The 13013-nt window shown below is 66.1% G+C and carries 12 protein-coding genes; 11 read left to right on the plus strand and 1 reads right to left on the minus strand.

All coding sequences use genetic code 11. The features are described from left to right. Positions 1-20 precede the first annotated feature (20 nt). The 3 genes from CNE_RS02380 to CNE_RS02390 all read left to right on the plus strand — a co-directional run bounded on the left by CNE_RS02380 (position 21) and on the right by CNE_RS02390 (position 3101). Positions 21-1220: an acetyl-CoA C-acyltransferase gene (locus tag CNE_RS02380; protein WP_041227734.1), complete on the plus strand. Its 1200-nt coding sequence runs from the start codon at positions 21-23 to the stop codon at positions 1218-1220. 113 nt (positions 1221-1333) lie between these two features. Beyond that, positions 1334-2290, plus strand: coding sequence for a DegV family protein (locus CNE_RS02385; RefSeq protein ID WP_013955551.1), 957 nt, complete (start codon positions 1334-1336; stop codon positions 2288-2290). Between the two features lie 34 nt (positions 2291-2324). Beyond that, positions 2325-3101, plus strand: coding sequence for an enoyl-CoA hydratase (locus tag CNE_RS02390; RefSeq protein WP_013955552.1), 777 nt, complete (start codon positions 2325-2327; stop codon positions 3099-3101). A gap of 81 nt (positions 3102-3182) precedes the next feature. On the opposite strand, the gene CNE_RS02395 is transcribed toward CNE_RS02390, so the two are convergent. Then, complete coding sequence (locus tag CNE_RS02395; RefSeq protein ID WP_013955553.1) at positions 3183-3587, minus strand: acyl-CoA thioesterase; 405 nt, start codon at positions 3585-3587, stop codon at positions 3183-3185. Positions 3588-3694: 107 nt separating this feature from the next. Here CNE_RS02395 and CNE_RS02400 point away from each other — a divergent pair, with 107 nt between their 5' ends. From CNE_RS02400 to CNE_RS02435, 8 genes are all read left to right on the plus strand, one after another. Further along, a complete protein-coding gene (locus tag CNE_RS02400) occupies positions 3695-5593 on the plus strand; it encodes an ABCB family ABC transporter ATP-binding protein/permease (RefSeq protein ID WP_013955554.1) in 1899 nt (632 codons plus the stop codon). A gap of 204 nt (positions 5594-5797) precedes the next feature. Further along, a complete protein-coding gene (locus tag CNE_RS02405) occupies positions 5798-6940 on the plus strand; it encodes an ABC transporter substrate-binding protein (protein ID WP_013955555.1) in 1143 nt (380 codons plus the stop codon). Beyond that, complete coding sequence (locus CNE_RS02410) at positions 6937-7800, plus strand: ABC transporter ATP-binding protein (RefSeq protein WP_041227736.1); 864 nt, start codon at positions 6937-6939, stop codon at positions 7798-7800. The genes CNE_RS02405 and CNE_RS02410 overlap by 4 nt, the downstream gene beginning before the upstream one ends. Before the next feature lie 12 nt (positions 7801-7812). Beyond that, complete coding sequence (locus CNE_RS02415; RefSeq protein WP_013955557.1) at positions 7813-8586, plus strand: ABC transporter permease; 774 nt, start codon at positions 7813-7815, stop codon at positions 8584-8586. A gap of 66 nt (positions 8587-8652) precedes the next feature. Beyond that, a complete protein-coding gene (locus CNE_RS02420; protein ID WP_013955558.1) occupies positions 8653-9636 on the plus strand; it encodes a LysR substrate-binding domain-containing protein in 984 nt (327 codons plus the stop codon). A gap of 103 nt (positions 9637-9739) precedes the next feature. Then, entirely contained in the window at positions 9740-11047 is a 1308-nt protein-coding gene (locus CNE_RS02425) for a Glu/Leu/Phe/Val family dehydrogenase (protein WP_013955559.1), read from the plus strand. A gap of 269 nt (positions 11048-11316) precedes the next feature. Continuing rightward, entirely contained in the window at positions 11317-12216 is a 900-nt protein-coding gene (locus CNE_RS02430; protein ID WP_013955560.1) for a glutamate/aspartate ABC transporter substrate-binding protein, read from the plus strand. Between the two features lie 63 nt (positions 12217-12279). Further along, complete coding sequence (locus tag CNE_RS02435) at positions 12280-13008, plus strand: amino acid ABC transporter permease (RefSeq protein ID WP_013955561.1); 729 nt, start codon at positions 12280-12282, stop codon at positions 13006-13008. Positions 13009-13013 lie beyond the last annotated feature (5 nt).

The following is a 13013-nucleotide window of genomic DNA, read 5'->3' on the forward strand; positions in this document are numbered from 1 at the left end:
AGGGCAAGCGAGGAACCGACATCATGAAACAACTGCAAGACGCATATATCGTTGCGGCCACCCGCTCGCCGATCGGCAAGGCCCCGAAGGGCGCGTTCAAGAACACGCGCCCGGACGACCTGCTGGCCACCATCCTGAAGGCTGCCGTGGCGCAGGTGCCGAACCTGGACCCGAAGCTGATCGAAGACGCCATCGTCGGCTGCGCGATTCCTGAGGCGCAGCAGGGCCTGAACGTGGCGCGCATCGGCGCGCTGCTGTCGGGCCTGCCCAATACCGTGGGCGGCATCACCGTCAACCGCTTCTGCGCCTCGGGCGTGAGCGCGGTGGCGATGGCGGCCGACCGCATCCGCGTGGGCGAGTCCGACGTCATGATCGCCGCCGGCGTGGAATCGATGAGCATGGTGCCGATGATGGGCAACTCGCCGTCGATGTCGCCGGAAATCTTCACCCGCGACGAGAACGTGGGCATCGCCTACGGCATGGGCTTGACCGCCGAGAAGGTGGCGCAGCAATGGCAGGTCAGCCGCGAGGACCAGGATGCGTTCTCGCTGGCCTCGCATCAGAAGGCCATCGCCGCGCAGCAGGCCGGCGAGTTCAAGGACGAGATCACGCCGATCGAGATCGTCGAGCGCTTCCCCGACCTCGCCAGCGGCCAGGTCAACGTGAAGACGCGCACGATCTCGCTGGACGAAGGCCCGCGCCCGGAGACCTCGCTGGAAGGCCTGGGCAAGCTGCGCCCGGTGTTTGCCAACAAGGGCAGCGTCACCGCCGGCAACAGCTCGCAGACCTCTGACGGCGCCGGCGCGCTGATCCTGGTCTCGGAAAAGATCCTCAAGCAGTTCAACCTGGTGCCGCTGGCGCGCTTCGTCTCGTTCGCGGTGCGCGGCGTGCCGCCCGAGATCATGGGCATCGGCCCCAAGGAAGCGATTCCGGCGGCGCTGAAGGCCGCGGGCCTGACCCAGGACCAGCTCGACTGGATCGAACTGAACGAGGCCTTTGCCGCGCAGTCGCTGGCGGTGATGCGCGATCTGCAACTGGACCCGGCCAAGGTCAACCGCATGGGCGGCGCGATTGCGCTGGGCCACCCGCTGGGTGCCACCGGTGCGATCCGTTCGGCCACGGTGGTGCACGCGCTGCGCCGCCACAACCTGAAGTACGGCATGGTGACCATGTGCGTCGGCACGGGCATGGGCGCCGCAGGCATCTTCGAGCGCGTCTGAACGCGCCTGCGGGACGGTCCCTCGGGACTGTCCCGCCCTTCTGTCAGGTGAAGAAAGCAGTACCGGGGCTGCCGCCCGCCATGCGGGTCACCAGGTAGGGAGGAGACAATAATATGCAGGAGACAGCCATCCTGGCCGATGCCGCGTGCGATCTGCCGCGCGACGTCATGGCCCAGCTGAAGATCCATACCATTCCGTTCCGCATCCGCGCGGGCGAGCATTTCGTCGCCGATACGCGCGATGAAGACGCGCTGCCCATGCTCTACCATCAATACCTGGTCGGCCGCCAGGACCACTACGCCGAATCGATCCCGCTGCTCGAGCGCGAGCTGGAAGAACACCTGCTGCGCAATGTAGTGGCCCATTGCGACCGCGCCATCCTGTTCACCATCGCCAGTTCGCGCAGTAAGCTGTATGCGCATGCCACCGGCGCGGTGATCGGTACCGTGGCGCGCAGCGTGCGCCTGCGCAAGGAAGCCGGGCGCACCGGCCTGTTCGACCTGACCGTGGTCGACACCGGCGCGATCGGGCCGGGCCAGGCGCTGATCGTGCGCGAAGCCGCGCGCATGGCCGCCGCCGGCGCCAGCCCGCAGGCGGTGCGGGAAGCGGTCGAGACGCGCCTGCGCGACGCCGCCCATATGTTCCTGGTGCCCGACGAGCTGCTCTACATGTACACGCGCGCGCGCCAGAAGGGCGAGGGCAGCATCACCTGGGGGCGCTATGTGATGGGCAGCGCCTTCAATATCCGCCCGGTGGTGCGCATGCACCGCGGGCACACCGGCGCCATCGCCAGGGCGCGCGGCTCCGAGGAGGGCGCGCGCCGCGTGCTGCAGCATGCCGAGCAGTGCATCCGCGGCGGCGACCTGATGGTGCCGGCGATCTCCGTCTGCTATGCCGGCCCGCTCGACGCCGTGCGCGCGATGCCGGCCTTCCAGTCGCTGGAGCGCACCGCGCGCAGCCAGGGCGTGGAACTGATGCTGGCGCCGATGAGCCTGACGGTGGCGCTGAATGTCGGCGCGCGCGCGTTCGGGCTGAGCTATCTTTCCGAATCGCCGCCGCCTTTTGAATAACCCTCCAAGCAATGCATCCACAGACGAGGACACCATGAGCATCCGCACCGGCATCGAGCAGGGCATCCTGACCATCGAGTTCGACCGCATCGACAAGAAGAACGCCATCACCGCGGCGATGTACCAGGCCATGGCCGACGCGCTGCGCGCGGCCGAGACCGACCGCAACGTGCGCGCCATCCTGCTGCGCGGCAAGCCCGAGATCTTTACCGCCGGCAACGACCTGGAAGACTTCATGCAGCGCCCGCCTAGCGCGGGCGATGGCGCCGAGCAGGCGCCGGTGTTCCAGTTCCTCTACCAGATCAGCCACGCCACCAAGCCGATCGTGGCAGCCGTCAGCGGTGCCGCGGTCGGGGTGGGCACCACCATGCTGCTGCATTGCGACCTGGTCTATGCGTCCGATACGGCCAAGCTGTCGCTGCCGTTCGTGCAGCTGGGCCTGTGCCCCGAGGCGGCCTCGAGCCTGCTGCTGCCGCGGCTGGTCGGCTACCAGCGCGCGGCCGAGAAGCTGCTGCTGGGCGAGGCTTTCAGCGCGCAGGAGGCGCTGGAGATCGGGCTGGTGACGCGGGTGCTGCCAGTGGCCGAGCTGCACGATTTTGCGCTGCAGCAGGCGCGCAAGCTGGCGGCCCTGCCGGCGTCTTCACTGCGCGAGACCAAGCGGCTGATGAAGGCGGGCGATGTGGCGGCCGTGGAAAAGCAGATGGCCGAGGAGGGCGCGGTGTTCCGGAAGATGCTGGTGGCGCCGGAGGCGAAAGAGGCGTTTGCTGCCTTCTTCCAGAAGCGCAAGCCGGATTTTACGAAGTTTGAGTAAGCCGGTCGGAGCCCCGGAAAGGAATAAAAGAAGCCGCCTGCGTTACGCGCAGACGGCTTTTTGCATTCGGGGCCGAGGCGCTCAAGCCGACGGCAACACCCGCGGCTGCCGCGATTCATCTGTCGCCACATACGTCAGCGTGGCCTCCGTAACCTTGACGATCTCATTGCTGTGGCGCATCCGTTGCGCATAGACCTCGACCGACACCGTGATCGAGGTACGGCCGGTCTTGACGATGTCCGCATAAAAGCTGACCAGGTCGCCAACGAACACCGGATGCTTGAACAGGAAGGAGTTGACCGCGACGGTGGCCACGCGGCCCTGGGCGCGTTCCACTGCCGGGATCGAGCCGGCGATATCCACCTGCGCCATGATCCAGCCGCCGAAAACGTCGCCGTGCACATTGGCGTCGGCGGGCATGGGCACTACGCGCAGAGCGGGATTCTTGCCGGCGGGCAGGGCTGGGACGGTGTGGGGAGCGTTCATGACGGTGTGTGGTGGACTGCGGAAGGGGCGGGGCGCGGCGAAAGACCCTTCGCCTGCCACGTAATGCGAACTCTGCGACAATCGCGCATTGGCCCGAATTCTAACGTATGCGCCGCTATTCCACGACCGCTGAGCCGGCCCCCGCTCCTGCTTCAAACACGCTCTTTCCCGGTCAGCGCGCGCCCCGCAGCGACTGGCAGACGGTGCGCAACCTGCTGCCCTATGTCTGGCACTACAAGTGGCGCGTGATGCTGGCGCTGGCGTGCCTGGTGTCGGCCAAGGTGGCCAACCTGGGCGTGCCGGTGCTGATGAAGCAGCTGATCGACAGCATGAACCTGCAGCCGGGCGACCCGCGCGCGCTGCTGGCCGTGCCGGTCGGGCTGATCGTCGCCTACGGGCTGCTGCGGCTGTCGGCGACGCTGTTCACCGAGTTGCGGGAGATGCTCTTTTCCAAGGTCACGCAGAGCGCGGTGCGCGAGATCGCGCTGCAGGTGTTCCGGCACTTGCACGCGCTGTCGCTGCGCTTCCACCTGGACCGGCAGACCGGCGGCATGAGCCGCGACATCGAGCGCGGCACCCGCGGCATCCAGTCGCTGATCTCGTATTCGCTGTACAGCATCCTGCCCACGCTGGTGGAGATGGGGCTGGTGATCGGCTTCTTTATCCTGCACTACGACATCTGGTTCGCGGCCATCACCGGTTGCGCGCTGGTGGGCTATATCGTCTTCACCATTGTGGTGACGGAATGGCGCACGCATTTCCGCCGCCGCATGAACGAGCTGGATTCGCGCGCCAACCAGAAGGCGATCGATTCCCTGCTCAACTTCGAGACGGTCAAGTACTTCGGCAATGAAGAGTATGAGGCGCAGCGCTACGACGAGAACCTGCGCAAGTACCGCACCGCGGCGATCCGCTCGCAGAATTCGCTGTCGTTCCTGAACTTCGGCCAGCAGACCATCATCGCATTGGGGCTGATCCTGATCCTGTGGCGCGCCACCGTGGGCGTGGTCGACGGCAAGCTCACGCTGGGCGACCTGGTCCTGGTCAATACGCTGATGATCCAGCTCTATATCCCGCTGAACTTCCTCGGCGTGATCTACCGCGAGATCAAGCAGGCCACCACCGACATGGACCGCATGTTCGTGCTGCTGGGCACCAACCAGGAGGTGGCCGACGCGCCTGATGCGAAGCCGCTGCAGGTCAACGGCGCGCAGGTGCGCTTCAGCGGCGTGCGCTTCAGCTATGAGCCGGACCGGCTGATCCTGGACGGCGTGGATTTCACCATCGCGGCGGGCACCACCACCGCGGTGGTCGGGCACAGCGGCTCGGGCAAGTCGACGCTGGCGCGGCTGTTGTTCCGCTTCTACGACGTCAACGGCGGCGCCATCGAGATCGACGGCCAGGATATCCGCGCGATCACGCAGGACAGCCTGCGCCGCGCCATCGGTATCGTGCCGCAGGACACGGTGCTGTTCAACGACAGCATCTTCTACAACATCGCCTACGGCCGGCCCGACGCCAGCCGCGACGAGGTCATCGCCGCCGCGCGCGCCGCGCAGATCGACAGCTTCATCCGCGAGCTGCCGCAGGGCTACGACACCCCGGTGGGCGAGCGCGGCCTGAAGCTGTCCGGCGGCGAGAAGCAGCGCGTGGCGATCGCGCGCACGTTGCTGAAGAACCCGCCGGTGCTGGTCTTCGACGAAGCCACCTCGGCACTGGATTCACGCACCGAGCAGGCGATCCAGGCCGAGCTGATGCGGCTGGCGCAGAACCGCACCACGCTGCTGATCGCGCACCGGCTGTCCACCGTCGTGCATGCCGACCAGATCCTGGTGATGGACCACGGCCGCATCGTCGAGCGCGGCACCCATGCCGAGCTGATGCGCGCGCGTGGCCGCTACGCCGAGATGTGGGACATCCAGGCGCGCGCCGCCGCCAAGGGCGGCGAAGCCGTGGGCGCGGATGCGCTGGCACTCGACGTTGGCGACGCCACGCAGGACGCCTGACGGGACTGCATTCTCCTGCATCCGCGTGCACCAAGGGGCGGCGGGCATTGTCGACAATCATTGCCGACGATGCCGATGCGGCAATCGCCTCGCACGATTTTGGTTCGGCAATCGCTTGCGGGCACGCCCTGAAACGGAGCTTCAAAACCTGGCACGTCCCTTGCGGACGAATCCCTCCGAGATCACGATCCACGGAGAGATTCCATGCCTCATATCCACGCTGCGCCAGTGTCCCCCGGTGTTTGTGCCGCTGCCGCCGGGAACACTGACAATGCCGGCACGCGCGCGGCCCGCATCACGGCACGGCGCCGCCTGCTGAAGCTCGGCGTGATGATCGGCACCAGCCTGGTGCTGTCGACACAATTCACCGGCGCGGCCCACGCGCAGGCTGCACCAACCAAGGTCCGCTTCCAGCTCGACTGGCGCTTCGAAGGGCCGGCGGCGCTGTTCCTGCTAGGCGAGCAGAAGGGCTACTACAAGGCCGAGAAGCTCGATGTCTCGATCGACGCCGGCAACGGCTCGGGCAACGTGGTCAACCGCGTGGCCTCGGGCACGTACGACATGGGCTTCGCCGACATGTCGTCGGTGATGGAGTTCTACGGCAACAACCCCGATGCCAAGAACAAGCCGGTGGCCGTGATGATGGTCTACAACAACACGCCCGCGGCCGTCCTGGCGCTGAAGAAGTCCGGCATACGCGCGCCGAAGGACCTCGCCGGCAAGCGCATGGGCGCGCCGGTGTTCGACGCCGGCCGCCGCGCCTTCCCGATCTTCGCCAAGGCCAACGGCCTGCAGCCGTCCTCGTTCAACTGGCAGGCGATGGACCCGACGCTGCGCGAGACCATGCTCACGCGCGGCGACCTCGATGCCATCACCGGGTTCTCGTTCACCTCGATCCTGAACCTGAACGCGCGCGGCGTGAAGGATGAAGACATGGTGGTGCTGCCGTACCCGCAGTTCGGCGTGAAGCTGTACGGCAACGCGGTGATCGCCTCCGAGGAGTTCATTAAGAAGAACCCCGAGGCGGTGAAGGCCTTCCTGCGCGCCTTCAGCAAGTCGGCGCGCGACGTGATCGCGCGGCCGGAAGAGGGCATCAAGGCGGTCAAGGCGCGCGACGGCATCATCGACGAAAAGCTGGAAGTGCGCCGGCTCAAGCTTGCGCTGGACAGCGTGGTCAAGTCGCCGGACGCGAAGGCCGAGGGTTTCGGGCGCATCAGCAAGCCGCGCCTGTCGCTGATGGCCTCGCAGGTGGCCGATGCCTTCGGCACCAAGGGCCGCATCAACCCCGATGCGCTGTGGACCGACGCGTTCCTGCCCAGCGCGGCCGAACTGGATGTGCTGCGATGATGACGCGCCAGGCTGCCTTCATGCCCGCGTCCGGCGGCAGTGCCGCGCCCGCCGCGCCCCCGGGCGCGGAACCCTTTGTCGATTTCAACCGGGTCTGGCTGGCCTATAACGACGAGCTCGCGCACAAGGGCGAGTTCGCGGTCGAGGACATCTCACTGCAGGTGGCGCCGGGTGAGTTCATTGCCATCGTCGGCCCGTCCGGCTGCGGCAAGTCCACCTTCATGAAGCTGGCGACGGGGCTCAAGCCGGCCACGCGCGGCATCGTGAAAATCGCCGGCCAGAAGGTGACCGGCCCGCTCAAGCAGGTCGGCATGGCCTTCCAGGCGCCCACGCTGCTGCCGTGGCGCACCACGCTGGACAACGTGATGCTGCCGCTGGAGATCGTCGAGCCGTATCGCTCCACCCTGCGCGCACGTCGCGACGAGTACATCGAGCGCGCCCGCAAGCTGCTGCATACGGTGGGCCTGGCCGGCTACGAGGACAAATACCCGTGGCAGCTGTCCGGCGGCATGCAGCAGCGCGCCTCGATCTGCCGCGCGCTGATCCACGAGCCGCGCATGCTGCTGCTGGACGAGCCCTTCGGCGCGCTCGACGCCTTTACCCGCGAGGAGCTCTGGTGCGTGCTGCGCGACCTGTGGCAGGCGCAGCGCTTCAACGTGATCCTGGTCACGCACGACCTGCGCGAGGCCGTGTTCCTGGCCGACACCGTCTACGTGATGAGCCAGCGCCCGGGCCGCATCCTGATGCGCAAGGAGATTGACCTGCCGCGCCCGCGCGACCTGGAACTGACCTATACCGAGCCCTTTGCCGACCTGGTGCACGTGTTGCGCGAAAAGATCGGCCATGTGCGGCAACACTAAGGCAACCCAACGATGATGACTCTGACTTCCGCGCAAGAGCGCCGCGTGCAGCGCGTGGCGCCCTGGCTGCTGCTGGCCGCGGTGCTGTTGCTGTGGCAGGGCGCGTGCATGGCCTTCGGCGTGTCCGACTTCATCCTGCCGACGCCGTCGGCGATCGTGGCCTCGCTGGTGGAATATGCCGGCGTGATCGCCGGCCATGCGTGGCGCACCTTCTGGACCACCATGGTGGGCTTCGGCGTGGCCATCGCCGTGGGCGTGCTGCTGGGGCTGGCAATGGGCTCGTCGCGGCTGCTCTATGCCGCCAGCTATCCGCTGATGACGGCCTTCAACGCGCTGCCCAAGGCCGCCTTCGTGCCGATCCTGGTGGTGTGGTTCGGCTTGGGCGCCGGCCCGGCGATCCTGACCGCGTTCCTGATCTCGTTCTTCCCGATCATGGTCAATATCGCCACCGGGCTGGCCACGCTGGAGCCGGAGCTGGAAGACGTGCTGCGCGTGCTGGGCGCCAAACGGCGCGACGTGCTGTTCAAGGTCGGGCTGCCGCGCGCGATGCCGTATTTCTTCGCCTCGCTGAAGGTGGCGATCACGCTGGCCTTTGTCGGCACCACGGTGTCGGAGATGAACGCCGCCAACGAAGGCATCGGCTACCTGCTGGTGTCGGCCGGCTCGGCCATGAAGATGCCGCTGGCCTTTGCCGGGCTGGTGGTAATCGCGGTGATGGCGATGGCGATGTACGAGCTGTTTGCGGTGGTCGAGAAGCGCATGACGGGCTGGGCGCATCGCGGCTGACGGCTTGCTGCCGGGCAGGTGACGCGCAGGTGACGGACAGCCCGGCGCGGGTGGATAATCCGCGTCATGGAAATCAAATGGCTTGAAGACTTCGTCAGCCTGGCCGAGACGCACAGCTTCTCGCGCTCGGCCGAGCTGCGCCACGTCACGCAGCCCGCGTTCTCGCGCCGCATCCAGTCGCTGGAGGCGTGGGTCGGCACCGAGCTGATCGACCGCTCGAGCTACCCCACCAGCCTGACCCCGGCCGGCAAGGTGTTCTACGAGCAGGCGCTGGCCATGCTGGCGCAGGTCAGCGAGACCCGCGCGCTGATGCGCGGCCAGCGCTCGGCCAACGCCCAGGTGCTGGAGTTCGCGGTGCCGCATACGCTGTCGCTGACCTTCTTCCCGGAATGGCTCAAGGCGCTGGAGCGCCGGATCGGCACGCTGCCCTGCCGGCTGCGCGCCCTCAACGTCCATGATGCGGTGCTGATGCTGGTAGAGGGCGGCTGCGACCTGGTGATGGTCTACCACCACGCGCGCCAGGCCATCCAGCTGGATCCGGCACGGTACGACATGCTGGTGCTTGGTACCGAGCGGCTGTCGCCCTACAGCGTGCCGGACGCCGCCGGCAAGCCGCAGTTCCGGCTGCCCGGCACCGACAAGAAGCCGGTGCCCTTCCTCAGCTACACGCCCAACGCCTTCCTCGGCCGCATGGTCGACCTGCTGCTGGCCGACACCTCCGAGGCGCTCAAGCTCGACAAATGCTACGAGACCGACATGGCCGAGGCGCTCAAGGTGATGGCGCTGGCCGGCCACGGCATGGCCTTCCTGCCCGAAAGCGCGGTACGCGAGGACGTGGCGGCGGGCCGGCTGGTGCGGGCCGAGTCGGCGCGCGGGCTGCCGCTGTCGATCGACATGGAAATCCGGCTGTACCGCGAGCGCCCGGGCGAGAACGGCAACGAACGCCGCGCCGGGGCACGGCGCAAGCGCCAGCTGGTCGATCAGGTGTGGTCGACCTTGTCAGCGGCCCAGTCCGCCCAGCCGGCCGGTGCCCCGGTTTCCGCCAGATGACAAGGTTATGCAGGTTTTGCATGACCGGATGAGCAAACGGCATTGGATTCGGGCGGGGCGCCACCCCTAAGCTTGCGGGCATTCTTCACACCGGAACCAACCGATGTCTTCCGCAGCACCGACCAATATTGCTGGCCAAAAGCACGCACTCCCGTCTTACCTCAATGCCGACAATCTCGGCCCCTGGGGCATCTACCTGCAGCAGGTCGACCGTGTCACGCCTTACCTGGGCTCGCTGGCACGCTGGGTCGAAACCCTCAAGCGCCCCAAGCGCGCGATGATCGTCGACGTTCCCATCGAACTGGATAATGGCACCATTGCCCATTTCGAGGGCTATCGCGTGCAGCACAACCTGTCGCGCGGCCCGGGCAAGGGCGGCGTGCGCTTCCACCAGGACGTGACCCTGTCCGAAGTGATGGCGCTGTCGGCCTGGATGTCGGTGAAGAATGCCGCGGTCAACGTGCCCTACGGCGGTGCCAAGGGCGGCATCCGCGTCGATCCGCGCACGCTCTCGCACGCCGAACTGGAACGCCTGACGCGCCGCTACACCAGCGAAATCAACATCATCATCGGGCCGAGCAAGGATATTCCGGCGCCGGACGTGAACACCAACGCCCAGGTCATGGCCTGGATGATGGACACGTACTCGATGAACTCCGGCAGCACGGCCACCGGCGTGGTGACCGGCAAGCCGATCTCGCTGGGCGGCTCGCTCGGCCGTCACGAAGCCACCGGCCGCGGCGTGTTCGTGGTCGGCTCCGAAGCCGCGCGCAATATCGGCCTGGAAATCAAGGGCGCGCGCGTGGCCGTGCAGGGCTTCGGCAACGTGGGTGCCGTGGCCGCCAAGCTGTTCCATGAGGCCGGCGCCAAGGTGGTGGCGGTGCAGGACCACCGCACCACGCTGTTCGACCCGGCCGGCCTGGACGTGCCGGCGATGATGGAATACGCCTCGCACAGCGGCACCATCGAAGGCTTCCGCGGCGAAGTCCTGCGTACCGCGCAGTTCTGGGAAGTCGACTGCGACATCCTGATCCCGGCCGCGCTGGAAGGCCAGATCACGGCCGAGAACGCGCCGCAGATCAAGGCCCGCCTGGTGATCGAGGGGGCCAACGGCCCGACCACCCCGGAAGCGGACGACATCCTGCGCGAGCGCAATATCCTGGTGGCCCCGGACGTGATCGCCAACGCCGGCGGCGTGACCGTGTCCTACTTCGAATGGGTGCAGGATTTCTCGAGCTTCTTCTGGACCGAGGAAGAGATCAACCAGCGCCTGGTACGGATCATGCAAGAAGCCTTCCGGGCAATCTGGCAAGTGGCACAGGACAACAAGGTGACCCTACGCACGGCGGCGTTTATCGTGGCCTGTACGCGGATCCTGCAGGCGCGCGAGATGCGCGGCCTGTATCCCTGATCGGCAGGCACAGGAAAGCCGGGACGAGGCACTGCCATGGTGCAACGCAGCAATCGTCCCGGCACCCCTGGTCATGACCGCCAGACGCGGTCTCCGGCTAGCGCCGGAGACCGCGTTGTCGTTTCCGGATGCCGTGCGCAGTGATTGCCCTGAAGTGGGCTTCTAGGAGAAAACCCAGTTGTATTGCGGCGGATGCTGCGCAATACTGTTTCATCAGTGGGGGTTTTGTCTCTAGAATCCCGCTTTCTCTTCATGGTCAAGGAGATGTTATGAATTTTGCCAAGTTGGCTGCCCTGATGATTGCCGCGGGCGTGATGTGCGGGACGGCACAGGCAGCTGAACAACTGACGGGCACGCTGAAGAAGATCAAGGACACCGGCGTCATCACGCTGGGCGTGCGCGAGTCGTCGATTCCGTTCAACTACAACCTGGGCGGCGTGCGGCAAGTCGGCTATTCCTACGATATCAACATGAAGATCGTGGAAGCCATCAAGGACCAGTTGAAGCTGCCGAACCTGCAGGTCAAGGAAATCCCGATCACGTCGCAGAACCGCATCACGCTGCTGCAGAACGGCACCATCGACATCGAGTGCGGCTCCACCACCAACAACCTGGAACGCCAGAAGCAGGTTGCGTTCACCAACTCCATCTTCATCATCGGCACGCGCATCATGGTGAAGAAGGATGCCGGCATCAAGGACTGGGCCGACCTGAAGGGCAAGAACATCGTCACCACCGCCGGCACCACGTCGGAGCGCCTGCTGCGCAAGATGAACGATGACCAGAAGCTGGGCATGAACATCATCAGCACCAAGGACCACGGCCAGTCGTTCCTGACGCTGGAATCGGGCCGCGCGGTCGCGTTCATGATGGACGACGCGCTGCTGTACGGCGAGCGTGCCAAGGCGAAGAACCCGGCCGACTGGATCGTGGTGGGCAAGCCGCAATCGCGCGAGTCCTATGGCTGCATGATCCGCAAGGACGATCCGCAGTTCAAGAAGCTGTCCGATACCGTGATCACCGGCATGATGAAGGACGGTTCGGTCAACACCCTGTACACCAAGTGGTTCATGCAACCGGTGCCGCCGAAGGGCCTCAACCTGGACTTCCCGCTGTCTGAAGACATGAAGGCGCTGATCAAGGCGCCGAACGACAAGGCGCTGGACTGACCTGCCGTTGACAGCAGTGTGAAACGGAAGGCATGTCCTTCCGTTTCTTTTTGAGGACGCAACATGAACTACAACTGGCATTGGGGAGTCTTCCTCGAACAGGCCGCCCAGAACGAGACCTACCTGGACTGGATGATCTCGGGCCTGAAGGTGACGCTCGCGCTGGGGCTCTCGTCCTGGGTCATCGCCCTGGTCATCGGCTCGGTGCTTGGCGTGCTGCGCACCGTGCCCAACAAGTGGCTGGCGGGCATCGCCGCCACCTATGTGGAAATCTTCCGCAACATCCCGCTGCTGGTGCAGCTGTTCATCTGGTATTTCGTCGCGCCCGAGCTGCTGCCCGGCGGCGAGGCGATCAAGCAGATGAACCCGTTCGCGCAGCAGTTCCTGGCCGCCATGCTGTGCCTGGGCACCTTCACCGCCGCGCGGGTCTGCGAGCAGGTGCGCTCGGGCATCAACTCGCTGGCGCGCGGGCAGATGAACGCCGGCCTGGCGATGGGCTTCACGCTGCCGCAGACGTACCGCCACGTGCTGCTGCCGATGGCGTTCCGCGTGATCGTGCCGCCGCTGACTTCCGAGTTCCTGAACATCTTCAAGAACTCGGCGGTGGCGTCGACCATCGGCCTGCTGGAACTGGCGGCGCAGGGCCGGCAACTGGTGGACTACACCGCGCGCCCGTATGAATCGTTCATCGCGGTCACGCTGATGTACGCGCTGATCAACGTGACGGTGATGCTGATCATGCGCTGGGTGGAAGCCCGCACGCGCGTGCCCGGCTTCATCGGCGGCAAGTAAGGGGG

Source organism: Cupriavidus necator N-1 (genome assembly GCF_000219215.1).
GTDB lineage: Bacteria > Pseudomonadota > Gammaproteobacteria > Burkholderiales > Burkholderiaceae > Cupriavidus > Cupriavidus necator.